The sequence below is a fragment of the Paludibaculum fermentans genome (assembly GCF_051172195.1).
GTDB lineage: Bacteria > Acidobacteriota > Terriglobia > Bryobacterales > Bryobacteraceae > Paludibaculum > Paludibaculum fermentans_A.
The window spans coordinates 5341143-5365415 of record NZ_JBPJAQ010000001.1; the positions used below are offsets into that span (position 1 = coordinate 5341143).

The following is a 24273-nucleotide window of genomic DNA, read 5'->3' on the forward strand; positions in this document are numbered from 1 at the left end:
TATATTGCTTCGACTCTTGTTCACTTTGTTTGCGGCGGCCGCGCTCTCCACGGCCGCCGATCTGCGGGTCGCCGAGGATGGCCGCCTCTCCAAAGAGCTGGCCGATTACCTCACCCGGGAGGCAGCCACCCACTGGACGGCGCGCCACGCCACGATCGCAGGGCTGCGCACTGCGAAGGATCTCGAGCGGCGGCAGCTGGAGTTCCGTACGTGGTTGACCAAGGCCATGGGTGGCTTCCCGGCGAAGACGCCCCTGAATGCGAAGATCACCGGCGGCTTCACGCGGGACGGCTACCGCGTGGAGCACCTGATCTTTGAGAGCCTGCCGGGGTTCTATGTGACGGCCAACGTGTATGTCCCGACGAATGTGAAGCCGCCTTACCCGGCGGTATTGGGCACGGCGGGGCACAGCGTCTCAGGCAAGGCGATCTCGACGTATCAATATGCCTGGATCGGGCTGGTGAAGCGCGGGTTCCTGGTGCTTGCGTTCGATCCGCCCGGACAGGGCGAGCGGAGTGAGTATTTCGACAAGACCGTGGGGAAGTCGATTGTGTCGATTGGTACGCGCCAGCACGATATGGCGGGCACGCAATGCCTGCTGACGGGCTCGACCTTCGCTCTCTATGAGGCGTGGGACGGCATCCGGGCCTTCGACTATCTGCTCACGCGGCAGGACGTCGACGGGCAGAAGATCGGCGTGGCGGGCAACTCAGGCGGGGGTACGCAGTCAGCTTACCTGTCCGTGGTGGAGCCGCGGCTGGCTGCATCCGTCATCTCCTGCTACATGACGGGATGGGAGCAGTTGTGGACGACGCCTGGACCGCAGGACGCCGAGCAGGACTTCCCAGGGTTCCTCAGCTCCGGCTACGACTTCGGCGATTTCATGCTGGCCTTCGCTCCGAAGCCGGTGACGATGCTGACGGGGATCCAGGACTTCTTCCCGATTGCAGGCGGGCGGGCGACCTTCGCCGAGACGAAGAAGGTGTTCAGCCTGGCGGATGCCGAGGTGCATGCGGGGTATTTCGAGTATGACGATCCGCATGGCTGGAGCAAGCCGCGGCGCGAGGCGACTTACCGGTGGTTGACCAGGTGGCTGCAGGGCCGTGACGATGATGGTGCGGAACCAGAGATCAAGACAGAAGCAGAGGCGACCCTCAATACGACCGCGACGGGGCAGTTGGCGACGTCGTTGGGTGGGGAGACCGTACAGTCGATCAATATGCGCAGGGCGGAGCAGCAGTTCGCCACGCGCTCGGCCTTGCGCGGGTCCAATCCGGCGGCTCTGCGTGCCACGCTGACTCGGGTTCTGAATGTGCCTGCGCGAGGCGGCGCACCGGGTGTCACGGAGGTCTCCTCCTCCCGCGAGGGGGATGTCCAGGTGACGAAGCTGTTGATGGAGATGCAGCCGGGCCTGCATGTGCCGGCCGTGCTGGTTGAGCCCGCCGGAGCAGGGAAGCGGCCGGCCGTGATCCTGATCGACTCGCGCGGCAAGGCGGCGTCTTCGGCTGAGATTGGCCAGTTGGCGGCGAAGAAGACGGCCGTGCTGGCCGTGGATTTGAGCGGCTGGGGGGAGAGCGCTCCGGCTGTTGGCGCGAGCGGATACTCGGGCGACTGGCAACTGGCGCAGCGCGCGATGCTGATTGGACGCCCGCTGCCTGGGATCCAGACCCTGGAGGTGCTGCGCGCGTATGAATGGCTGCGTACACGGCCGGGAATCGACGCTGCGAATATCGGCGTGATGGGTGTGCGCGACGGCGGCATGATCGCGATGTATGCGGCTGCGCTCGAGCCGCGGATCTCGTCCGTCACTGTCAGGGAGATGATGGCTTCGTTCATGACGCTGGCACGAGCGAAGGTTCACAAGGATCGGATCAGCAGTGTCGTGCCGGGGGTGTTGAGCGAGTTCGACCTGCCGGATCTAGCCATGGCGATTGCCCCTCGCGAGCTGCGATTGCAGTCGTTGCGCAATGCCGTGGGTGCGCCGCTGGATCGTTCGGAGGTTGAGCGGTCGTACGCGCCAGCGCTGGCCCATTACAGCAAAGTGAAGGAGCGGATCCGGATCGAAGATTGATCCGCTCCTTAATCATTGCTAGACGATGTGCGCGACGGCGGGGATGCGGCGGAGCATGGCCGCCGTTGTCCAACTGAGCGCGGTGGCGCCGAGGAAGACGATGCAGAGTTTGGCGAGGCCCGGCATCCCAGCGGGCAGCAGCGCATACTGCAGCCAGTTCACGAAGACGTAGTGCAGCAGGTAGATCGCGTAGGAATTGCGTCGCAGACTGTCCATTGCGGCGGACTGCCTGTTGGCGAATCGCAGGAACACGGCCACGAACGCGAAGCTGATCGCGGCGCAGGCGGCCACGAAGCCGGCGTGCGCGGCGATGGTCCAGCCCTGCGAATCCAGATTGGTGGTGGCGGCGATGGTGAATCCGGCCGCGATGATGAAGGCCACGAGGCCGGCTGTCACCCAACGCCCCCAGCGGCGAGCAAGCTTGCCGTTCACGGAGAGCAGTCCGTTCTGCAGGTCCAGGGCCCCGATGCCGATGCCGGCGACGAAGTACGCAAAGTAGTGCAGGATCCGGCTGGTCTGGAAGGTGAAAGGCCCAAACGAACTCCAGCGCATAGAATTGACGGCGATCGCCAGGGGGATGTAAGCCAGCGCGGAGATGGCGGCCAGTGCGGCGAAAGCGGTCCAGGGCCGTGCGGACGCGCCGGCCATTCTCATGGCAAGCGCCTCGCCCCATTTCGGCCTCCATGTGAACAAAGCTGCCGCAATGGCATCAAAGGCGAGCAGCACCCAGATGAACCAGGCGGGACCGGCGGGCCACTGACCCAGCGACAGCCACTGGCTCCAGAAGCCGGCGAATCCGGCATGCGTTGCCAATTGCAGATAGGACGGGTAATAGGCGAGGGGGGCGAGGATCGCGGCAGCCAGGATAAATGGCAGCCCTAGCCGCAGCGCGCGGCCGCGCAGAAAGGATGGGGCGCCTTTCGCCTTCAGGCCCGGCCAGACGAACAGGCCGGACAGGAAGAACATGAGCGACATGAAGAAGACGTCGTTGAAGCCTACCAGTAGCGTGGCGCCGCTCCATCGTTGTACGTCGACCACGGGGAACGCCTGCCACCAGCGCGGGTCGACGGTTAGTGAGGCGTTGAGAGGCGGCGCAAACGGGTGATAGCCGAGTGCCGCGTGGTGAGCCACCACCATGACTACGAGGATGGCCCGCAGATAACCGATGGCGTGGTTGTAGGAAGATGCCGGAGCAGTAGTTTGCATCGTGGTCCCAGCGTTGAGTGTGGTGGGGGTCATAGTCAAAGGCTCCTCAGCCGATGCGCGACAGCCGGTACTGTGCCAGTGCGGTGAAGACGAGAGTCACCCCGGCGAGCACCAGTATGTGGATTGCGGGCGAACCATGGCTGGCTTCGCCCATGGCCGCGAGGCCCAGTTGGTCCAGGTGAAATGCGGGCGAGAGCAGGGCGATCCACTCCATCGACTTGGGGAGGGGCAGCAGGATCGCGGACAGGTAGATCATCGGCAGATAGAAAAGATTCACGAACGCGGGGGCGGCCTTCCCGGAGCTCAGTGAGCCGACCAGGAAGCCCATCGCGCAGAAGGGCAGGGCGCCCAGAATATTGACGAACGAGAGGCTGAGCAGTTGGGTGGCGGTCAGGCGCAGATGACCCAGGGGCGCGGCAGCCGCCATGGTCGCCATGACGATGGCCACGAACACCATCGACATCATTAGCTTCGCGACGAGTGAGGCGGCCGCCGGCATAGGCAGTGCGCGCTTCAGCTTCAGTAGCCCCTGCTCCCGTTCCATGGCTACGCTGATGCCGAAGCCAAACAGGCCCGGCCCCATGACTCCGAGTACCGAGAAGCCCATGAAGATGAGCAGCGCGCCCCTGGGGTCCTTGGCGATACCCGGGCCAAAGAGCAGCACGGCGAACAGCAGGTAGAGGACTACAGGGAGGAGGAGAAACGGCCCGGCGAATGCCGGCGCGCGCAGCATGCGTAGCGTTTCGTATTTCGCCTCTATCGCATAGGCGCGCCAGAGACGGCTGGCCGGCATGGGGAGGTTGGCCACCGGCGCAGTCTGGGCCGGTATGGTCAGTGTGGTGTTCATTGCACTGGTTCCTCGCGCGTGAGTTCACTGAACGCTTCAGCCAGGCCCGCACGCTGCACTTCCAGATCCTGCAGGTCCGGGTCAGCCGCCAGCAGGCGCCGCACCACGTTCTCGGTGTTGCTGGCGGTGATATGGAGTCCCCGCTGGTCCAGGCTCACTGTCTGTACATCCGGCCAGCCGGAGATTTCCTGCTGGGCCAAAGTGGTGCGGCAGGTAATGCGTTTGCGCACCACCAGGGCACGGATCTCGCTGAGTGACCCGGAGGCGATCAGGCGTCCCCGGGCCAGCACGGCCACGCGATCGGCCAGCGCTTCCGCTTCCTCCAGATAGTGTGTTGTCAGGACAATCGAACAACCGCCGTCCACCAACCTGCGAACCGTGGTCCAGACCAACTCGCGCGCCTGAAGGTCCAGGCCTACGGTGGGCTCGTCCAGGAAGATCAGTCTCGGGCGGCCCACCACAGCCAGGGCGAACTGCACCTGACGTTTCTGGCCTCCGGAGAGGGCGGAATAAGGGCGTTTGGCGATCGGCAACGTGCCGGTCAGCCGGAGTGTTTCCTCCACGCCCATGGGCGCGGGGTAGTAACTGGCGACCAATTCGATCTGCTCGCGCGTGTGAAGCTCCGGCGCCAGCGCAGCCTCCTGCATCATGACGCCCACCTCGCGCCGGGCTTCGATGGAGTGGGGCGGCCTGCCCAGGAGCCGGGCCGTGCCTGCATCTGCCTGCTGCAGCCCGAGCAGCAGGGAGATGGCTGTTGTCTTGCCGGCGCCATTGGGACCCAGCAGGGCCAGTAATTCGCCCTCACCCACCCCCAGGTCGAGGTTGTCGAGGGCCACGACCGAGCCGAACCGTTTGGTGACCTGCGACAGCTCCGCAAGCTTCTGTTTCGGTATCACGCTTCTGAGTTTGCGGCCCCTCTGGAGGAACACGAAGCGGAGTTTGACGAGATGGACATCCGGAGGGGCGAACCGCCGGAGGCGGTCCTAGAAGGGATTTGCCGCCAGGGTCTTCACCCGCTCACTGTAAATCCGGCCCGATTGCAGCCGCACCCCATTGGTGAGGGTGAGTACGTACTCGCCGTGCGATACGGGCTGCAGTTCCTTGATTCGCCTTACATTCACAATGATCGATCGATGAATCCGCAGAAACAGCTCGGGATCCAGGGACTTCTCCAGCGTATTCATCGTCACGTGCAGCAGATGTTCAGCGCGGCCGGCATGCAGTTGGACGTAGTTCTCCGCTGCCTCCATCCAGTCGATATCCTCGACCTCGACGAAGACCGTTTTACCGGCCGTGCGGACCGCCAGTCGCTTGAGGGTGCGCGCCGGCGAGGCGATGGTCTCCAGCAGGGTCAGTATTTGACGGTTGGCCTCTCCGGCCGGCCTGGCGCGGAGGTGGTCCTTGGCGCGCGCCAGGGATTTGATGAAACGCTCGCGCGTGACGGGCTTCAGCAGGTAGTCGATGGCGTTGATCTCGAAGGCCTGGATGGCATACGCGTCGTGGGCTGTGACGAAGACCACCGCCGGCATCGAGTCCGCACCCACCTCGCGGATCACGCTGAAGCCATCCATCTCGGGCATCTGGACATCGAGGAACATGAGGTCGGGTTTGGCGCGGCGGATGACCTCCACGGCCTCCCGGCCATTCTTCGCCTCTAATACTTCCGAGACTTCGGCGTCTTCCGCCAGCAGCATGCGGAGACCCTCTCGCGCCAATGGCTCGTCGTCAACCAGCAAGACCGTGAAGGGCATTCGTCTCCATCCGGTCAGTACCGGGATCGGATTGGGTAAGGCGGCAGGGCAGGATCACTGTGGCGGCCACTCCGCCGCCCTCCGCGTTTTCGACGGTCAGGCGCGCCGTGGCTCCATATAACTGCTCAAGCCTCGCCCGCGTGTTGGACAGTCCGATGCCGCGGCTCTGCGTGGGTGCTGTGAGAATCAGTCCTGGCCCATCATCCACGACGCGCAATTCCAGCAGGCCGTTCACGAGGCAGGCGCTGATCTGAAGCCGGCCGGCGGCACTGCTCCTGCCAATGCCGTGCCGGATGGCGTTTTCCACGAGAGGCTGCAGTATCATGTGCGGCACCGCGGCGTCCAACACCTCGGGTGCGGCGGCGATCTCCACCCGCAGGCGGTCCTGAAAACGCACCTGCTCGATGGATAAATACAATTGCAGGTATTCGATCTCGCGCCGCAGCGGGATCTCCTGTGTATCCACATCCTCCAACACCCAGCGCAGCAGGTCGCTCAAGTGGCCCAGCATCTCCTCGGCCTCGCGGCCCTTCTGCTGCCGCACAAGCACCATGATCGCGTTCAGGGTATTGAACAGAAAGTGCGGCTGAAGCTGCATTTTGAGGGCGCCCAGGTGCGCCTGCACGAGTTGCCGCTCCAATTGGGAAGACCGCAGTTCCAACCGCAGTGCCTCCTGCTTGCGCTCCTCATAGCGCCGGTACCATGCGAAGCCCTGTTGCAGCCCGAGCAAAGACCAGTACATGAGGATCCCCTGGTGATACCCGATGATCAGCAGGAAAACGAACGTCGCCACGAAGGTCTTCATGTACATCGGGAAGACCCCGATGCGGTGAAGAATGGCGGCCTCCGCGGCCAACTGAGCAAATGCGATGAGGAAGGCGATGGAGGTATGGAGGATCGTCCGGCGCAGCCAGTAACGCCGCTCCAGCGGAAACCGGTTACCCAGCCAAAACACCGCGGGCGTGATCGCAAACCACACGTACACGCCCACCATCCAGCCAATGAGGTGATGCGACCAGGGGCTGGGATCGTTGGAGAAGCGGCTCTGCACGATGCCCTGGCTGAACATGAACAGGCCGAGGAGCGTCCACGCCATGAACCGGCCGAGGATGCGGCGCAGAGTCCGGTTTTGGGAGAAGTTCAGCATGGACGCCAGCATTCAAACCCTGTTCACGCAGGCTCGGCTCGACGGAATTCCGGGAAGTCCGCCTAAGTTTGTAGGATAGCCCAAGCCCGGGGCCGGCCTGTCCCGGCGGTGACCAACAGGCCGCAATCAGTGACGAACGGGACTTTCCGCCGCCCTGCGCAAGGTAAGAAGGAGCTCATTTGCGGGCGAGTTGCGTGGCATGGCCAGGGGCCAGCAACTCGTTCGCGATCTCCTGGACGGACCTCAGGTCCTCACTGGCTTTCGCGCTGGCCGGGTCGGCCTCAACAGCCGCTGAGGCCAGCTTCTGAGCCTCGTCCAAAACTGGACGCCAATCTTTGTCCTGCCGCCCCGACGCCTTCTGTGCCTTGGCCAGCCAGGCCAGGCTCAACGCCAGTTGACGCGCAGTAGCCTGGTCATTCGGATCCTGCGCGGCGAAGTTCCTCAGCGTGGAAGCGGCCCGCCAGAGATGCTCACTGCCGCGCAGGGGAGAACCTGCCATCACGAGCGTGCGGCCCTCCTCCAGGCTATTGCGGGCAAGCTGCCAGATGGGCAGTTGGTTCTGGGGCGCCACCCGCCTGGCGTCTTCCAGCAGGCGGTCGCTTTCCTGATAGTCACGCATCGCCGCCTCATACTGACCCATTTCACGCAGCAGATAGCCGCGGGTTGCCAGGGAGCCGGCGTAATCTCCTGAGCCCTCGGGACGGCTCCCCAGGCGAATCCACACGGCTTGCCGTTGCCTGACAAACTCATTGCGCAGCCGCAGGCACTCTTCATAGTCATGGTTGTGAAACGCGATCCTGGAGAGATTGCCAAGCAGGCCGGCTCGGACCCCATCCGCCTCAGGGACTCCGGCGCTCACCTCCAGGCCTTCCTCCAAAACCTTGCCTGCCTCGTCGTAGCGCCCCTCTTCAATCAGCACGCTGGCCAGGGCATCGCGAGCCCGGGCAGCGAGCTTCTTCGACTCCTGGCTGCCCAACGAAATCTGCACCGCCCGGTCAGCAAGCCGGACGCCCCGCCGCAAGGTTGCCTCGGCGCGAGCCGACATGCCCATGTGACGCCGCCCGGGATGGCCGTACTGCATGCCCGCTTCCATCAAGGTCTCCGCGGCCGTTTGCACCGTGGCCGGATCGGTGGAGTCTGAGTCAGCGGCTTCCGCCAACTGCAACAGCTGTTTGCCAGCAGTGCCGCGTTCAAAACTGTCCATGCTCACGATCATCCTGTCGATCTGGGCTTTCTCTAGGGAGGATCGCAATCGGCCGAGCTCCTGTTCCTTCTGGCCGCGCCTGTGGAATTCGTGCAGGCCAGACGCGGCGACCACCAGCATGCCCGCCGTCAAAGCGGCCATCAGCCAGGTGCGGGGCTGGCGAACTGCATGCAACAGCGCCACGGAGAGGGCGCCGGCAGACTCCGGACGGAGCTCCGGGTCGGCTTCCAAGGCCTGGGCCAGCGCCCTGCGCAGTGCTTTCGGCCGCAGTTGCGACAGCCTGGAAGGCAGGGTCGTCTCGCCAGGCTGCAGGCCGCTCAATAGCTCCAGGGCCACCAGCGCCAAGCCGTAGATATCCGCTGCCCGCGATTCCACACCTTCAAAACGCTCTGGAGCCATGTAGGCGGGCGAGCCCCGCAGTGCGTTCCTGCCTTCGCCGGCGACCTGCAGCCGCGCAATTCCGAAGTCCACCAGCACCGCGCGCAGGCGGCCGCCCGAATTCCTCACCATCACGTTTTCCGGCTTTACATCCAGGTGCAGGACGCCCGCCCGGTGCACTTCGTCCAGTACGCCGGCCAGATCGGAGATCAAGGCCAGGGACTGTCGTCGTTCCAGGGCTATTCCGCTGCGTAGCAGCTCCCTGAGGCTCTGGCCGTCCACCCACTCGAGCACTAGGAATAGCGAGCCGTTCTCGGTGGTCCCGCTGTCGAGCGGGCGCGCGATGGCTGGATGGTGAATGGCCGCCAGGGCTTCCACTTCACATTGGAAACCGCCTGAACTGAGAGGCGAATGCGGAGTCTTGATGACCACCTTACGGCCGGATAGATGCAGGTCCTGGGCCAGCCAGACATCACTCGATCCGCCCTGCGCCAACCTCGAGACCACCTGATAGCGCTGCTTGAGCGTCAATCCGGTCAGGTCCGGTGGAGGGGGCGCCTCCTGGCCGCTGTTCGAGAGCAGCACGGCCAGGCGGTCTGGTATCGGTGTGTCGATGAGCCGCGGGCCCGTCCGTTCGTCAAAGGCGAGCAGACGCTGCAGCTCCCTGGCCAGTTCCGGTTCAGTGAGACGGATCGCGGTAAGCACGGATTCGCGCTCGTCCTCGTCCAATTCACGCAGTTCTTCGAAGTACTGCCTGAGCCGGGCCCACTCCTCCGTAGTCACCGCTGGCCGAGCTCCGCTGATAACCAGGTGCTGGCAAAGGCCCAATCGCGTTGCACCGTCTTCCGGGCTACACCCAGCTCTGAGGCGATTTCCACGGCGCTGAGTCCTCCAAAGAACCGCATCTCGACCACCTTGCAGGCCCGCGGATCCATACTTTCCAGGCGGAGCAATGCGTGCTCCAACGTCAAGGCCATGGCTTGGTCTGTTGACGACTGTTCTTCGTCCGCCGGCTCGACGACGAGGTCCACCAGATGCTTCCGCCGTTTGACTGCGTGCTTGGCGATCGTCCGGCGCATCTCCAGCGCGGCGATCGCCATCAAATGTCCACGATTCTCCAGATTGGCGCCGGAGCCGCCCAGCAGGCTGAGCACGAATTCGTGAGCCAACGCGGTGGGCTGAAGCGTTCGTACCTCCGACTCCTTGCGGAGCATGCGCCCGGCCAAGCCTCGAATACTGGGATAGATCTCCCGCAGCAGACGGTCCAAGGCGTCCGGCGTTCCGTTGCGGTTATTTTCGAGCAGCTGCGTGATCACGCCCATGAGTGCCTCTAGTTCGACCAGGAGCTCCGGGTGCAATCGCTTTCACACCCGTCTCCAAGCCAGATTCAGACAATATCATCTTGAAGTATGACTGATGAGGGGAAAGTACTGCATACGCCTGAACGGGTGAAGGCGCCGGCATGGCGGCTGCTGGTCGCGCACCAGGATATAGCTTGATGAGCCGCGGCTGAGCCCGTTTGAGGAGTACGCTACCCCCCGAATGCCGTACATTAACACCCGCCAAGCAGCCGGGAAACATACTGTTCAGATGAGCACAGCCTGAGCCCGCAACTTGTGCGCCTATCTCGGAAGGCCCAGCCGGCCGCAGAGCGACGCGTAGCCCGACTCATGTTTGAGTGCGACGAAAGCTGGCTCCACGGCTAGAAACACGGTGTCGATCACATGTGCATTCACTGCGCCGTCGAGTATTTCAATGGCGCGGCCACCCTCCCCGAGCCCCGTGTAGACCATCGCAAGATGGACATCTGCCGCATGGGGCGGGAGTTCCATCCGTGCAATCTCTCGAACGATCTCTCTCGCCTCCGCTGCTCTCCCTGAGCAGGCGAGTGCATAGCCCAATCTACCGAGGACGTCACTACTCCTGCCGTACTTCCGGGCAATCCCATTGAACTGAGTCACTGCCTCAGAGCAGTGCCCTTGCGCGGAAAGCGCGACGCCAATCGCGAATTGAGCGTAGACCGCGTTTGGATCCAGGGCGAGGTGCTTTCGTGCCACCGACATTGCTTCGTCAAATCGGCGGGCGCACAGCAGGACGGCCGCATTCTCACTGGTGGACAAGACGGATAACGGGTCAAGGCGCTGGGCACGATCGAGGGCCAGAAAGGCCTGATCGAACGCACTGTGGCTGGCGAGGGCGAGTGCGTATCCGCGGTGAGCGTAGGCCCAGTTGGGATTGATCTCGAAGACCCGTTGGAAGTGACGCTCACTCGCCGCCCAATCGTGATCGTAGGAGTATGCCAGGATAGCCAGGGCGTAGTGCGCCTCCTGAGCCGACTCGTCCAGCTTCAGGGCCAGTCCGGCTGCTTCGCGGCCTTGCCCTGCCAGTTGGTTCACCTCGCCCTCCCAATGAAAGGCCATCAGGGACCTGGTGATTGCCAGGGCTGCCCAGGCATCCGCATAGGCGGGATCGGCCTCCACTGCACGCTCGAAGAACCGAGTCGCGTCGGCACGGGCCTGGCGTCTCGACAACGCATAGCGGCCTTGCCAGTAAGCTATCCTGGCGGCCTCCGGCGGCTGGTGCACCTGAGGCCGAAAATGCGCTCGACCAAGCCCCAATTGGGTTGCGATGGCCTGGCAGAGCTCCCGCTCCAGTTGTTGTGTCTCGCTGGAGGCTTTCTCAAACTGCCCATTCCAGAGGCGTGTTCCCGTCCTGGCGTTCAGCAGTTCCACGTTGACCTTGAGGTGTCCCGATTCCATCCCTACGGTGCCGCGAAGGATGGCTCCCACGTCCAACTGGCGTCCGATGGATTTCGGATCTGTCCCTGGTGCCCTGAAACGGAACGAAGAAGTCCGCGCGGCTACTCTCAACTCCGGGATTCGTGCCAGTTCACTGATCAGATCCTCTACAAAGGAATCTGTCACGTAGTCCGACGTGTCATCCGTCAAAGCAGCGAACGGCAGCACCGCGATGGAGGCCGGTGCCGGCTTCTGCCGCACAACGATCCAGGCGCCCACTGCGCCGGCCAGCAACAACACCGCAGCAGATACCGCCGCCCGGCGGAACATCGGGTGATCTACCCGCCCAACGCGAGGGCCGGCCGTGCGGAATCTGGGTACATAGCCACCCTTCGGCAACTCGATCACCACAGGATCTCCCCGGCCGGCCGTCATGTAGTACTCATTGAGCCGGACCCGTATGTTGCGGGCTTCCACCCGAACGCTGGAATCGGAACGCGGGTCGAACTGCGAATCACGCCCGAACACGCTCACGGCAATCACGGACTCTTTCACACCGTCGGCCCGTCCCGCCAATGTCTCCTTCACGACGAAACGCAGGAACCTGATCTGCCTGGCAGCGCCGGAAAATGCCTCTGATCCGGTCACGCGATCCAGTGCCGCAACGACCTCATGGTCGTCGGGAGCGGTGTTCTTTTCGTTGTTGGCAGGATCCTGATTTTTAGGCCTGATCATCCGGAGAGCTCGAGTCTATCAAGCCCGCATTAGCCCGGCAAGGGTCACGCAGCGTTGCCGGAGGGCGGCGCGTAGTGGCGAGTAAGTGGCTTATTTGCAATGTGTTGACACTTGTTGTCACCCCATTTGTCTTGGTCCGGACCACCATTGGGGGTAGATTCGCAATGGACGCGCATGCCCAATGCGCGTGATGGAGGAGGATCACTCATGCCCTCGCGATTTCTTTGGAATTCTCTCAGTCTCCTGGTTGGCTTCGCGGCGTTTTGTCCACCCTGTTGGCCGCAGCCGCCATCCCCCAAGGTCACCTATGACGTAGTCAAGGACTTCAACAAAACCAATGCCAGCGGTGGCATCTTCACTTACGGCGTAGGTGGATTGCCCGGCCAATTCACCCTGATGACCAAGGTCGTCGCCGATTTCGAGGGGATGCCTGGCATCATCTGTTCCTCGAATGGCGGCCTGCAACCTTACTGGTCAGGCATCCTTTTCAACGGCTCCAGCAGCCTTTACTCCGCCCTGACCATCAGGCAACCGCCGCATCTGCTGCGCCTGGACCCACAACTCACGCCCGGTGGCATTGTTCGCTTCACCGCTCCGGTCGCCGGTCAGTACGACCTCGACGGCTGGTTCGAATCCATCGACACCAACATGCACTCGACGGCCGTCCTCGTCTTTGCCGCTGGAACACAGGTGTTCTACAACACCCTGCCGTGGTACAGCTTTGGAACACAGCTCCCCTTCAGCGCCGCCGCGCTGATGCTGAACGCCGGCGACACCATCGACTTCATCGTCAAGACGAATAGCAACTGCTGCTACCTTTCCACGGGACTGGCCGCGAAAATCTCCCGGAGTACCTCGGCCACGGACGTGACTGCGGGAGTCAAGGTCGAGACCACCGGCTATATCTACAGCAAGGCGACGAAGTACTTTGTGGCGACCGTCAGAGTCACCAATAAAGGGCTCAGCGCCATCAGCGGGCCACTCCACGTTGCCTTCAGGAATCTGCCCGCCGGCATCACGCTGGTCAACAAGACGGGGACATTTGGCTCGGACCCGTATCTGACCCTCCCGAACTCGACCAATGTCCCGGCTGGCGCCACTGTGTCGGCGACGGTTCAGTTCAGCAATCCGGGGCTTGCCTACATCAACTTCACGCCGGCTGTTTATGCCGGAACTCTGTGAGGATCGCGGCACGCAGGAAGGATCCACCTACAATGAAAACCAATCCGTCCCAGATCATCTTGCTCCTGGCCATTCTCGCAGTCGCGGCCTCCTCGGGGCAGGCCGGCCCGATCGTCTATTCCGTCGTGATCAACACCGCGGCGATCAACGGCACGCCGGGATACTACCTCGACCTGCAGTTGAATCCAGGGGATGCCACCTCCCAGCCGATCACCGCCACGATCACTTCGTTCGCAGTGTCGGGAGGCTCGATGGACGCCTCTCCCAGCCCGATGGGCGCCGTCACCGGAACTCTGCCATCCAACGTCACGCTACACAACTCCACTCCGATCAACAGCTACTTCGATGGGTTTACCCCCGGCACGGCCATTACGTTTTTACTCACCCTCAGCGGCCCTGCCCTCGACTCTCCCGACGGCTTAGCCTCCGCCGGATCGACCTTCGCGGTGCTGATGTACGACAGCAGCTTCAATCCGGTTCTGACCGCCGACCCGAACGGCGTTCTAGGCAGTATCGACATCGGCTTGGACGGGCTGCCGATGCTGTCGGTCTTCCCGCAGGCCGGCACTCAGCCTTCCGCGATCGTCCTCACTCCCTACGCCGATCCCCCGGGGCCGCCCGGCGCGGTGCCGGAACCGGGCACCCTGGCGCTCGTTGGGATTGCGCTCGCGGCTCTGCTCCTGCATCGGCGGAGCCGGCGCTAGGCATCGCCGCACCTGGGGGCGCGCCGCCGAATCACCGGCCGTTCGCCCCCAGACCATCCCCCACCTCTTCCGCCTCTCCCTCAGTACACATACGGATTCACATCCGGAGTGCTGGTCATCCGCGTCTGGTTGCAGAGATACACACCACCGGTGAAGTACACCCCCGGCTTCGTGATCTTTTTCGCAAACTCATACGTCCGCCGGAGCATGGCCACCTCCATCTGCACCGGAGCCTCGTCCGGCTGGTAGGTCGTGCCATACGTGTAGAACTCACCATTCTTCTTCATCTCGACATGGCAGCCCACGACGTAAGCGATCGGATGCTCGTCGGCAAAGCGCATCAGCCGCGCCATGCTCGCCATCCACTGGTCCCAGAATGTGATGTAGCAGTATCCGCGGTAAAACATGTCTCCGGTAAAGAGGATCTGCGTGTATGTGTCGTAGTAGGCGAACTCGTCTTCCACATGGCCCGGACTGCCCCAGATCAGCAGCTTCCTGCCGCCCAGGTCGAACTCCACGCGTTCTTCCGGATACTTCGTCATGTTCCAGAAACCCACCATCTCCTCATGTGTCAGGCCCATGATGCGCGTGTTCGGCCGGTCGGCGAACTGGTTCTGGGCAGCCCAGTGATCCCCATGCAGGTGGCTGAACGCCAGCACCAGCGGAATGTCCTTCCGCCCATTGCGCTTGCACCACTGCGCCACCACTCCGTCCACCACATCGCGCAACGGCCATTCCGAGCGCAGCGATGTCGAGCCCTGATCCAACAGGATCGCCCGGTCGTTTCCGAAATAGAGATACATGAACGCGGCTTCGTAGTTGTACGCCTTGTTCTCCCGCATCACGACGGTGTGCTCGTTGAACCAGTGCACCTGCACCGGCGGGTCGTGATTGTCCATCAACGACTTCGACCCGTGAATCCACTTCTCCGGGAATGTCCCCTTGGCCGGCAGATTTGATGTGAAGTCGATCCTGCGAGGAGAAGCCGGTTGGGCCGCATAGGCGGTAACAATGAGGGAAAACAGCAGCAGCGTTTTCATGTCGATTCCTTATCGCAGGCGTGGCATGTCGGGGATGCGTGGAAGGTCTTTGGGCCGGCTGGATGGACGCTCGTCCGGGCTCACCCGGTTCCGCATCACGAAGTCCGGCCGGACCGCCACCTCGGCCTTGCCCAGCAATCGTGTGGCTGTCGCCAGGGCCTCGTCAATCAACGATGACTCCATTTGCAACACACGCTCGTCCGGCTTGTATCGGATCAGCCGCATATACTCCACGCCCGGTAGAAACTTCATGTCGATCTGCCCACCCATCACCCACTTCACGCGATGCTGCTTCGCGAACGCCTGCAGGCGGCTCATAGACTCGACATAGTCCTTATCGTTCGAGATCATGATGCGGCCCGGAAACAGGAAGTGGCCCGTGTGGAGGAACCCGTTGTACGCGTCGTAGAAGCTGACTCCATCCTTGTGCGCGCCAGGAGTCGGGATCACCGTAATCACCCGTCCGCCCAGGTCGATTCGGCCGGAGCCGCCGGGCCAGGAATCGCTCAAGCCGTAAAAGGCCTTCATCCCCGCCAGGTCCAGCGGGACCAGTTTCGTATTGGGCCGCTTGAGGAACTGCTGGTAACCCTGATTCTGCGACGGGTATTCCGGCGAAGTCAGCACGACGGTCAACGGCATGTCCCGCTTGCCGCGCAGTTCGCCCCAGCGCTTGAGAATCGCGTCCACCGTGGCGCGCAGCGGGTAGTACTCGGCCTCCGCGGTTGCCCCGGTATCGATCAGCAGCGCCCCTTCATTGCCCATCAGCAGGTAGGTGAACGGAGCATCGTAGTGGATCGAGATATTCTCCCGCAGCAGGTAGGTGTCTTCGTTATAGGTGATGATCTGGATGCGCGGATCGCGGTTGGTCGCCGCGCAGATCGAACCGGAGATCCACTTGAATCGAATACTGCCCGGCGCCGGGCCGGCCGTCTGGTAGTTGTGATCCAGGGCAGTGGCGCAGGAAAGAGCCAGCGCCGCCGCGAACGAAAGCCGCACGAGTCGCATGTTGACCTCTCAGAAGGAGAATGGGCGCATCACGCGACGGGGCAGTCAGGTTTCGGCGTGGAGTAGGAAGTGACGGTCAATCTGAGGACCGAATGGGCAATGATAGCACGGGCCCGGGCTATCCCCAGGAGCAGCGCAATTATGCGGCCCTGCGGCCTGGCAGGGCTCATCGACCGCTCGAACTGTCTCTCCTCTCAGGCCTTGCGGAAACGCACCGCCTGATACGGCTTGCCCGGCAGTTTCAGCACGAATTTGCCGCGGTGGACACCTGGAACCGCGGTGATGGTCATCCCCCACGGATCGATGATCTCCGCCCGCAGGCTCACCTTCTCCGGCAGGTCGTAATCCATCTCCGCCGGCTGATGCAGGTCGTAGAAGAACAGGTAGTATTCGTTCTCCCTGGCCGCGCACGGGTACTTCTGGTTCGGCAGCGGATTCAGCCCTTCTGCCGGACCCTCGTCGAGCAGCTTGCGCAGGAAAGCAATCCGCTGCGGGCTTTCTCCGTGCAACACTCCGCCCTTTGACCACCACAGCACTTCTTCCGGATTCAGGAACGTCTCGCCGTGGCCCCCGTATGCCCCGTTGACCGTGGCCAGCCAGAAGCGCCGCACCATCTCCAGACCCGAGATGTTGCCCCACCGCCTCGGAATGTTCCCCTCATACTTACACTCGTCGAAAATCACCGGCTTCTTGTATGCCCGCAGCCACTCCTCCGTCTTCCCGAAGTCGTCACCCTGAATCGACGTGTGCGTCACCCACGGCTTGCCATGGTCGTACAGGACGGACCCGTTGTGGATCGAGCGCAGGTGCTGGTGCGGATCACATTCCTGCACAATCTGGAAGTAGCGGTCCCAGTCTGTGAGCTTCTTCTCCTTCACGAAATCCCACTCATTCGCCATCGACCACCACACGTTCCGGTAAGCCGCCAACCGCGCCACCAGATAACGCAGGTAGGCATCGTCCACCTCCGACGGCATCACTTTGTAGCCCCAGCGGTCGTAGGGATGGAACAGGATTAGGTCCGCTTCAATGCCCATCGCCATCAGCTGCCCGATGCGCTTCTCCTGATGCTGGAAATACTCCGGCACAAAGCGGCTGAAGTCGTTCTTGCCCCCATCCCGCGGGAACGGGTAGAACGGCGGCTCGTTCTTGTTGTAGACATAGTCCTTCGGAAAAATGCACATGCGCATCTTGTTGAACGGACCCGTGCGCAACGTGGCCAGTGTCTGCTCCTCCAGTGCATCGGTCTGGTGGCTCCAGGCATAGCAGGTGGTGCCCACCGGCCGGTATGGCGTCCCGTCCGCGTACGCAAAATGCCAGGTGTGGCTGACACCCACCGGACCGTGATTGCCGGCGGCCGGCGCACCGCAGGTGAAACTGCCCGTCTTGCCGTCCAGCGCCGCGGCGTTACTGCTGGTAGCGAAGCTCCACTGCCCCAGCGTGTCGGGCATGAACCGTACCCGGTATTGCCCATTGCCGTCGTAGAATCCGTTCACCTCCATCGTGCGGTGGCCCAAGCTGAACTTGGCCTTGAGTTGAACGTCCCGGAACGGGTTGCCGCTCGACGGCCCGCTCCACGAGGCTTCAAAGATGCCCCAGCGCTCCACTTTGCCGCCTCCCTGGGCCTGCAGGGCCGAAGCTGTGGTCAGCCCCAGAAGCGCGGTGGAAAGGTCGCGCCGCGAAATGGATAGGTGTTTGTTGGACATGGTCAAAGGCCTCATGGACACGGGCGTTACGAGCGGTTTGCATATTTATGCGTTGTTTGCTCGATATGCTCAACGCAGCCTATCAGCACCCGCGACGCAGGTCAAGCTGAATGCGCCCTGATCATGAAGATCCCCACCGGCTCCGCCGTTGTCCACAAACACAAGGGCCGGGGCCTCTACTCGAGGCCGCCGGCCCTTGTCCCCTGTCTTGCCGGAAGACACCGGCTGTCAGAGATCAGAAGTACAACTTGGCGCCCAACTGGATCACGCGCGTCGTGATGCCGCGAACGCCGCCGCCTACCATGCCGAATGTGGCCGAGCGGATGTTCAGGTCCACCGTGCTCGGGTCGGGGTTGTACTGGTTGAAGAGATTGAATACCTCCGTGCGGAACTCCACACTGCGCGTCTCGGCGAACCGGAAGCTTTTGTTCACTGAGAAATCGAAGTTCCACAGGCCGGGCAGCCGCACCGCATTCGTGCGCGGAGAGGTTCCAAACCGCCCATACGGTCCCTGGGCGAACGCATCGACATTGAACCAGCGCTTCCAGGTCCGCTGGTCGCCGCCAAGATTGGCCACCTGGCCCGTCAAGTCAGGGCGCGAGCCGATGCCCGTACCCGTCGTGTCCACGCCGAAGCTAATGGGGGCAGGGAAGCCTGATTGCGCCGTCATGATGGTGGAGGCCTGCCAGCCGTCCAGCAGCAGCTTCTTCGCTCCGCTGGTGTGCTTGAAGAAGGGGATGTCATAGATCAACGTCTGTACGAAGCGCTGCGTGACATCAAAGCCCGATACCGCCCGCTCCGCCCGCAGGTTGAAGATGTCCTGTACGTCGCCGATGAAGGATCCACCGCCCACCTGGCCTCCGATGTCCAGGGGGCCCGAAATCGACTTCGAGTACGTGTAGGCGGCCAGGAACGTCACTCCATTCCGCATGCGCCGCTCGCCCTTGAGCTGCAGCGCGTGATAGATGGAGTTTCCAATCGATTTGTCAGAGCGCACACTGCGTTGGTAGGCCTGGTTGGGCCGCCGTGCATTCAGAGAAGCCAGGCCCGCCGTACGTGGATCCACAATCTGCAGCGGCCGGTTCAGATCCTGGAAAGTCACAATGAGCCGGGTGCCCTTTGAGCCCACATAGCCGGCATCCAGGATGAAATCCCCAATCAGCTTTTTCTGTAGATTGAAGTTCCACTGTTGGATGTAGCTGTCGCGCATGTTCTGGTCGTTGCTCACGGCGAAGTTCAGGGCTCCCGATGTCACCGCGCCGGCAAACGGGTCGTTGAAGAAGACATTTGGTTTGCCGGTGATGTTGCCCGTGATCGTGGCGCCCGCCGTGGCCTGCGCGCCTTCGGCCATGGCGAAGATCGCGTTCGAGATCTGCGGAGTGTAGTAGATTCCATACCCGCCGCGGATGACGGCATCGTTCGTGAACTTCGGACGATAAGCGAAGCCGGCGCGCGGCCCGAAGTTGTTGCGGTCCGACTCGATCAGCGCGCGTCCGTAGGCCGAAGTCTGCGGAGTGGTCAGGCCCGCCACGATGAACCCGTTCTGCTCGACGTTCACCATCTTGTCGTCGGACTGCTTATACGGCTGGAAGTAGTCGTACCGCACACCCAGGTTCAGCGTGAGGTTTGACGTCACCTTCCAGTCGTCGTTCACGTAGTACCCCTGCCAGAAGTTCTTCAGGTCGGTGGAGGTGTGCGCCGGATTGATGCTGTCGCTGCGGATGTAGCCCAGCAGGAAGTCCGCCAGTGCGCTGCCTGTGTACGTGCCGTCAAAGGTGAACGAACCGCGGGGAGCGCGTGCCTGCTCGAACGTCACCAGCCGGCGGTCCAGTTCCGCGCCGATCTTGATGAAATGCCGGCCATGCTGCCAGGACAGAGTATCGGTGAACGGGATGAAACTGTTCGACCGGTCGCGTGGGCCGATCTGTCGCTGCAGGTCGTACATGCTGAAGCTGCCATCGGCGCCGCTGATGCTAATCGTCGGCGGACCGAACTCCTTCGGCAGACGCGAGACCAGCGGCAGGCCCATCTTGCCTACTACGTCATACGCGGCGTCATTCGTCGTTCCGAAGATCTCGGTTTCACTGAACTTGTGCCAGCCGGCCCGGAATTCATTGATTAACGTGGGTGTGAACGTCCGCGTGTAGGAGAGCGCCAGATTCTGGGTGCGGCCCAGGTTGTTGCGCTCGTCGTGGCCCCAGAAAGGAACACCTGCTTCGTAGGTATCGTTGAAGACATATCTCGCGGAGATGACGTCTCGCGACGTCAGGTTGTGATCGACGCGTGCGGTGTAAGTGTCCTGTGTGGACACAGCGCTAGCTGGCGTCGAAAGGAAATTGAACACCCCGTTCTGGGTGTTGGCTGTCGGCTGGAAGGCCAGAAACGCCTGCGCCTGCGGACTCAACGCCGATTTCGGAATCTGGTTGTTTACGATGCCCACGCCCAGCGGATCGCTCAGCACGATCGGCGCCCCTGTGCGCGCATTTACCAGGCCGCTCAGGTCGCCTCCGCGCTGGGCATTCGTCGGAACAGTGCGGTAGGCCGCCGTCGCCCCTTGCGCCAGTTTCCCCGCCTCCCAGTTGAAGAAGAAGAACGTCTTGTCCTTGCCTTTGTAAACCTTGGGAATCCAGATCGGGCCGCCGATGTTGCCGCCATACTGATTGCGGTTCAGCCGCGCGGGCGTCGCGCTCACTCCGGCAATCGCGTCATAGGACTGCGTCAGGGCGTCGTTGCGGTTGAACTCCCACAGCGTCCCCTTGAACGCATTCCCGCCGCGCTTGGTCACGATGCTCACCTGTCCGCCCGGAGCGCCGCCGGCCTCGGCCGAATAGGTGCTCGTCTCCACTTTGAACTCCGCCAGCGCGTCCACCGACGGGCTGAAAGCATAAGTCATCGCGTCGTAGTCCATGAACTCCACGCCATCCAGGAAGTACCGGTTGGCCGTGTCCCGGCTGCCGTTGGCCGACATGCCTGTCGAGCCGAAAGGAGAATCCTGGGCGCCAATGGAGCCGCGTCCGCGCCGTACGGTGATCGACCCCGGCGTGCCCGCCTGGACGCCTGGAATCAACTGGGCCAGTTGCACGAAGTTCCGGCCGTTCAGCGGCAACTCGACGATCTTCCCCGCATCGATGACCGTCCCCACCGTCGAGTTCTCCGTCTGCAGCGACGCTGCCGCCGCTTCCACATTGATGGTCTCCGCCACATCCCCCACCTTCAGCGTGAAGTCCACTCGGGCGTTCTGCTGGATCTGCAGGGTCATCTGGCTCACCTTCTGGCCCTGGAAGCCCTTCGCGGACACGCTGACTGTATAATCACCCGCCTGGAGGAAGGGAATCGTATAGGATCCGGAGGCATCCGAGGTCGCCTCGCGCACTGAGTTCGTCGACAGGCTGGTGGCCGTGATGGTCGCACCCGGCACAACCGCGCCGGTCGCATCTGTCACCGTGCCGACGACTGTGGCCGTCACCTGTTGTGCCGCGCAGGGATCGCCCGCAGCAAGAACCAGGGCGAGAAGAAGGAGCGAAGCCCAATTGCGGGCGCGACTGCAGGGTTTCTTCGAAGATAGAACGTTCATAACACCCACCTTGTGTTGTGCCGCCGGAGACTCGCCGGCAGTGTGCGGACAGACTTCAGGTACAGATGGCAACCGCTTGGATTCTCAAGAGGCCCCAGGCATTCAGATGGAATTGAGTCTGATCGATCGCGCCGGTCCGCTCAAGTGAATTTACAGTTAGGTTTACTGTAAGCTCAACGGGCAACAGCCGTGTTTACAGTCCATTGTGGGGTTTGCCAGAGGGTTGTACCAGCCGGGCGGCCAGCACCTCGAACGTCTGCGCCGCACCCCCCACCGCATGCGACCGGATCAGCGCTTCGAAGTGCCGCACCTTGCCGGGTTCGCCCGCCGGTAGCGCTGCCAGCAGCCGCCCATACCCCTGCGGCGACACAACGGCCTCAATCGCCGCCTCGGTGCCCGACATCCCGGTTCCTGCCAACAGGAGAACTTCCCCCGTGTGCTGCAGATTCGGGACAAAGGCAACCACCGCCAGCGAATCACGGATGTCCGCGTCCTTTGTAGAGATGGAATAGACCGCCCGTTCCCCGGCCAGAGGCTTCCTGTTAACGACCACGTTACCACCGGTGGCCTGATCGTACTCCACCTGGAAATTGAGCTGGTCGTCGAAGAGCTCCGCCCACAGGTTGGCTCGCTTGCTGCCGACCAGGATCAGATTGGACGTCTGGAGCCGGCCCGTGGGGTAGTCCCGCGCGAAGTGGACATTGACGGCGCGGCCCTGAACCGCGGCCAACCGGGAGATATTCTGGACCGCCTGCACGTCGGCATAACTGGTATAGCGCCGCCCCATCAGCATCTCCAATGACTTGCGTCGCTCCGGATTGCGCTCCTTCGACAAGTCGTCCATCAGGTACTTGCGGCTCAGATAGTCCTGCAGCACCACGGGGTGCTTCACCATGTCGGTATAGCAGCTGAGGCACGAGTCGGCCACCACGATGTCGGTCTCGCGGTTGGCGGTGAACATCTGCTGCCACAGGGGGTTAACCGCTGACGAGGGTGCCTTGGCCTGCTGTCGCAATTGCAGATTCCAGGCCAGCAGTCCCGCGCAAACGACAGCCAGCATGACAATCGCCGCTTGTTGCACCCTCGAACGCGGGGCCTCGAGCTGCGGAGATGCGGAGGCAACGGGCGGCACGGCCTCCACCACTGGCAGGATCCTCGGGGTCATCACGGGCGCGTAATTGCCGCGCGGCACCTCCAGAAACCAGGCCTCCTCGGAGCCCTCCTGCTTGAAGTACTCTTCCAACTTCTTCCGCAGCTCCGAAACGTGAACCCGGACGATATTGTCCTGACTTGTGTCGTAGTCAGGCCGCCGGCCAAACACAGAAACACCGATCTCCTGCTCGTGCAGATCCCGCCCCTCTGCATCAAACGATTGACGGCAAAGGAATTCCAGCAGTTCCCGCTGCCGGGGAGACCGTTTGAAGGATTTGCTGGCCAGGATCCGGCCGAGGAGTTGCCGCTGGGTTTCAGGGTCAGGACCCAGCTCTCGAAGGTGCAGAGGAGTTTCGCCTGCCATCCGGTTCCGCCCTTACGAAGAGAGGTACCGGACAGTTCTACCAGTACCCCGACCCGTGCATCGCGAGCATGGCGGCTAGGCCAGAATCTCCTCCACGACATTGCCGCCCACATCCGTCAGCCGGAAATGCCGTCCCTGGAACTGGTAGGTCAGGCGCTTGTGATCGATCCCCAGGCAGTGCAGGATCGTCGCCTGCAGGTCGTGGACGTGTACCGGATTCTCCGTGATGTTATATCCGTAGTCGTCCGTGGCGCCCCACGTCATCCCGGGTTTCATGCCGCCGCCCGCCAGCCAGACCGTGAAGCACCGCGGATGGTGGTCGCGGCCGTAATCATCCTTCGTCAACCGGCCCTGGCAGTAAACCGTGCGGCCAAACTCTCCGCCCCAGATCACCAGCGTGTCGTCCAGCATCCCGCGCTGCTCCAGGTCCTGGATCAGTGCCGCCGAGGCCTGGTCGGTTTGATTACACATTTTGGGCATCCCGGCCGGCAGGCCGCCGTGATGGTCCCAATCCCGATGGTAGAGCTGGATGAAGCGCACGCCGCGCTCCGCCAACCGCCGCGCCATCAGGCAGTTGTACGCAAACGTACCCGGCTTGCGGGCGTCGGGACCATAGCTGTCCAGCACGGTTGCCGATTCCTTGGACAGGTCGGTCAGCTCCGGCACCGACGTCTGCATCCGGAAGGCCATCTCGTATTGCGCGATGCGCGTCGAGATTTCCGGATCCCCGGTCTCCTCCAGCTTCAACCGGTTCATGCTGTTGAGCGTATCCAGATAGGTGCGGCGGTTCTCGTCCGGGAAGCCCTGCGGACTGGTGAGGTACAGCACGGGATCGCCCACTGAGCGAAACTTGACGCCCTGGTACCGGGTGGGCAGGAAGCCGCTGCCCCACAGACGGTCATAGAGCGGCTGGCCGGTGCCGTTTGACCCAGGTGAAATCATGACAACAAAGGCGGGTAAGTCCTTGGTCTCGGCGCCCAGTCCATAGGAGACCCAGGAGCCCATGCTCGGCCGCCCGGCAATCTGGAAGCCTGTCTGGAAGTAAGTCACCGCCGGATCATGGTTGATCTGCTCAGTGAACATCGACTTCACGAAGGTGAGCTTGTCCGCAATCCCCGCGGTTTTGGGCAGCAACTCGCTCACCAGAGCACCGGACTGCCCGTGCTTCGCAAACGAAAACTTGGACGGCACGATGGGGAAGCTGGACTGCGAAGCCGACATGGTCGTCAACCGCTGTCCCTGCCGCACCGACTCAGGCAGGTCCTGGTTCTGGAATTCCACGAGCCGCGGCTTGTAGTCGAACGTCTCCATCTGCGACGGACCGCCGCTCTGGAACAGGTAGATCACCCGTTTGGCCGTGGGCTTGTGATGCGGAAGTCCGCTCAGTCCCTCGGCTTTCAACAGATCGGAGAGCGCCGCCGTGCCCAGCGCGCCTGGAATTCGTTGCAGTAGTTGGCGTCGGGTCATGG

Annotated in this window: 17 protein-coding genes; 3 read left to right on the plus strand and 14 right to left on the minus strand. The window is 62.6% G+C overall.

The annotated features are described in order from the left end of the window. Positions 1–4: 4 nt before the first annotated feature. Positions 5–2071 (plus strand): alpha/beta hydrolase, encoded by a 2067-nt coding sequence (locus tag ACR9Y2_RS21490; RefSeq protein ID WP_435043711.1) that lies wholly within the window; start codon positions 5–7, stop codon positions 2069–2071. Positions 2072–2089: 18 nt separating this feature from the next. On the opposite strand, the gene ACR9Y2_RS21495 is transcribed toward ACR9Y2_RS21490, so the two are convergent. From ACR9Y2_RS21495 to ACR9Y2_RS21530, 8 genes are all read right to left on the minus strand, one after another. Then, entirely contained in the window at positions 2090–3310 is a 1221-nt protein-coding gene (locus ACR9Y2_RS21495) for an acyltransferase family protein (protein ID WP_435043712.1), read from the minus strand. A 13-nt stretch (positions 3311–3323) separates the two neighbouring features. Continuing rightward, positions 3324–4124: an ABC transporter permease gene (locus ACR9Y2_RS21500; RefSeq protein ID WP_435043713.1), complete on the minus strand. Its 801-nt coding sequence runs from the start codon at positions 4122–4124 to the stop codon at positions 3324–3326. Beyond that, the gene (locus ACR9Y2_RS21505; RefSeq protein WP_435043714.1) at positions 4121–5020 is read right to left on the minus strand and encodes an ABC transporter ATP-binding protein; all 900 of its coding nucleotides are present in this window, start codon (positions 5018–5020) and stop codon (positions 4121–4123) included. The genes ACR9Y2_RS21500 and ACR9Y2_RS21505 overlap by 4 nt, the downstream gene beginning before the upstream one ends. A gap of 87 nt (positions 5021–5107) precedes the next feature. Continuing rightward, positions 5108–5875, minus strand: a complete 768-nt coding sequence (locus ACR9Y2_RS21510) for a LytR/AlgR family response regulator transcription factor (RefSeq protein WP_435043715.1) — start codon at positions 5873–5875, stop codon at positions 5108–5110. After that, the gene (locus ACR9Y2_RS21515) at positions 5850–7022 is read right to left on the minus strand and encodes a sensor histidine kinase (RefSeq protein ID WP_435043716.1); all 1173 of its coding nucleotides are present in this window, start codon (positions 7020–7022) and stop codon (positions 5850–5852) included. Before ACR9Y2_RS21515 ends, ACR9Y2_RS21510 begins: the two co-directional genes overlap by 26 nt. Before the next feature lie 175 nt (positions 7023–7197). Further along, positions 7198–9387, minus strand: a complete 2190-nt coding sequence (locus tag ACR9Y2_RS21520) for a protein kinase domain-containing protein (RefSeq protein WP_435043717.1) — start codon at positions 9385–9387, stop codon at positions 7198–7200. After that, the gene (locus ACR9Y2_RS21525; RefSeq protein ID WP_435043718.1) at positions 9384–9926 is read right to left on the minus strand and encodes an ECF-type sigma factor; all 543 of its coding nucleotides are present in this window, start codon (positions 9924–9926) and stop codon (positions 9384–9386) included. Before ACR9Y2_RS21525 ends, ACR9Y2_RS21520 begins: the two co-directional genes overlap by 4 nt. Before the next feature lie 300 nt (positions 9927–10226). Then, entirely contained in the window at positions 10227–12077 is a 1851-nt protein-coding gene (locus ACR9Y2_RS21530; RefSeq protein ID WP_435043719.1) for a hypothetical protein, read from the minus strand. A gap of 207 nt (positions 12078–12284) precedes the next feature. On the opposite strand from ACR9Y2_RS21530, the gene ACR9Y2_RS21535 reads away from it, so the two are divergent. Both ACR9Y2_RS21535 and ACR9Y2_RS21540 read left to right on the plus strand, forming a co-directional pair. Beyond that, a complete protein-coding gene (locus tag ACR9Y2_RS21535) occupies positions 12285–13259 on the plus strand; it encodes a hypothetical protein (protein WP_435043720.1) in 975 nt (324 codons plus the stop codon). Positions 13260–13291: 32 nt separating this feature from the next. Further along, entirely contained in the window at positions 13292–13963 is a 672-nt protein-coding gene (locus ACR9Y2_RS21540; protein WP_435043721.1) for an NF038129 family PEP-CTERM protein, read from the plus strand. An 80-nt stretch (positions 13964–14043) separates the two neighbouring features. Here the strand turns inward: ACR9Y2_RS21540 and ACR9Y2_RS21545 are convergent, their stop codons facing one another. The 6 genes from ACR9Y2_RS21545 to ACR9Y2_RS21570 all read right to left on the minus strand — a co-directional run bounded on the left by ACR9Y2_RS21545 (position 14044) and on the right by ACR9Y2_RS21570 (position 24271). Then, on the minus strand, positions 14044–15003 hold the full coding sequence (locus tag ACR9Y2_RS21545; protein WP_435043722.1) for an MBL fold metallo-hydrolase: 960 nt from the start codon (positions 15001–15003) through the stop codon (positions 14044–14046). A 9-nt stretch (positions 15004–15012) separates the two neighbouring features. After that, positions 15013–16008 carry an MBL fold metallo-hydrolase gene (locus tag ACR9Y2_RS21550; RefSeq protein WP_435043723.1) on the minus strand — a complete coding sequence of 332 codons (996 nt, stop codon included), beginning with the start codon at positions 16006–16008 and terminating at the stop codon, positions 15013–15015. A gap of 194 nt (positions 16009–16202) precedes the next feature. Beyond that, a complete protein-coding gene (locus tag ACR9Y2_RS21555) occupies positions 16203–17714 on the minus strand; it encodes a DUF5060 domain-containing protein (RefSeq protein ID WP_435043724.1) in 1512 nt (503 codons plus the stop codon). Between the two features lie 235 nt (positions 17715–17949). Next, positions 17950–21288: a TonB-dependent receptor domain-containing protein gene (locus tag ACR9Y2_RS21560; protein WP_435043725.1), complete on the minus strand. Its 3339-nt coding sequence runs from the start codon at positions 21286–21288 to the stop codon at positions 17950–17952. 193 nt (positions 21289–21481) lie between these two features. Next, positions 21482–22804 carry a winged helix-turn-helix domain-containing protein gene (locus ACR9Y2_RS21565; RefSeq protein ID WP_435043726.1) on the minus strand — a complete coding sequence of 441 codons (1323 nt, stop codon included), beginning with the start codon at positions 22802–22804 and terminating at the stop codon, positions 21482–21484. Positions 22805–22879: 75 nt separating this feature from the next. After that, positions 22880–24271 carry a DUF1501 domain-containing protein gene (locus ACR9Y2_RS21570; protein WP_435043727.1) on the minus strand — a complete coding sequence of 464 codons (1392 nt, stop codon included), beginning with the start codon at positions 24269–24271 and terminating at the stop codon, positions 22880–22882. Positions 24272–24273 lie beyond the last annotated feature (2 nt).

What these genes read in the sequence shown, in the direction of transcription:
- ACR9Y2_RS21500 (WP_435043713.1), bottom strand. Translation starts at nt 4,124, where the DNA reads ATGAACACCACACTGACCATACCGGCCCAGACTGCGCCGGTGGCCAAC.
- ACR9Y2_RS21540 (WP_435043721.1), top strand. Translation starts at nt 13,292, where the DNA reads ATGAAAACCAATCCGTCCCAGATCATCTTGCTCCTGGCCATTCTCGCA.
- ACR9Y2_RS21530 (WP_435043719.1), bottom strand. Translation starts at nt 12,077, where the DNA reads ATGATCAGGCCTAAAAATCAGGATCCTGCCAACAACGAAAAGAACACC.
- ACR9Y2_RS21570 (WP_435043727.1), bottom strand. Translation starts at nt 24,271, where the DNA reads ATGACCCGACGCCAACTACTGCAACGAATTCCAGGCGCGCTGGGCACG.
- ACR9Y2_RS21555 (WP_435043724.1), bottom strand. Translation starts at nt 17,714, where the DNA reads ATGTCCAACAAACACCTATCCATTTCGCGGCGCGACCTTTCCACCGCG.
- ACR9Y2_RS21550 (WP_435043723.1), bottom strand. Translation starts at nt 16,008, where the DNA reads ATGCGACTCGTGCGGCTTTCGTTCGCGGCGGCGCTGGCTCTTTCCTGC.
- ACR9Y2_RS21495 (WP_435043712.1), bottom strand. Translation starts at nt 3,310, where the DNA reads ATGACCCCCACCACACTCAACGCTGGGACCACGATGCAAACTACTGCT.
- ACR9Y2_RS21545 (WP_435043722.1), bottom strand. Translation starts at nt 15,003, where the DNA reads ATGAAAACGCTGCTGCTGTTTTCCCTCATTGTTACCGCCTATGCGGCC.
- ACR9Y2_RS21510 (WP_435043715.1), bottom strand. Translation starts at nt 5,875, where the DNA reads ATGCCCTTCACGGTCTTGCTGGTTGACGACGAGCCATTGGCGCGAGAG.
- ACR9Y2_RS21565 (WP_435043726.1), bottom strand. Translation starts at nt 22,804, where the DNA reads ATGGCAGGCGAAACTCCTCTGCACCTTCGAGAGCTGGGTCCTGACCCT.
- ACR9Y2_RS21515 (WP_435043716.1), bottom strand. Translation starts at nt 7,022, where the DNA reads ATGCTGAACTTCTCCCAAAACCGGACTCTGCGCCGCATCCTCGGCCGG.
- ACR9Y2_RS21535 (WP_435043720.1), top strand. Translation starts at nt 12,285, where the DNA reads ATGCCCTCGCGATTTCTTTGGAATTCTCTCAGTCTCCTGGTTGGCTTC.
- ACR9Y2_RS21560 (WP_435043725.1), bottom strand. Translation starts at nt 21,288, where the DNA reads ATGAACGTTCTATCTTCGAAGAAACCCTGCAGTCGCGCCCGCAATTGG.
- ACR9Y2_RS21525 (WP_435043718.1), bottom strand. Translation starts at nt 9,926, where the DNA reads ATGGGCGTGATCACGCAGCTGCTCGAAAATAACCGCAACGGAACGCCG.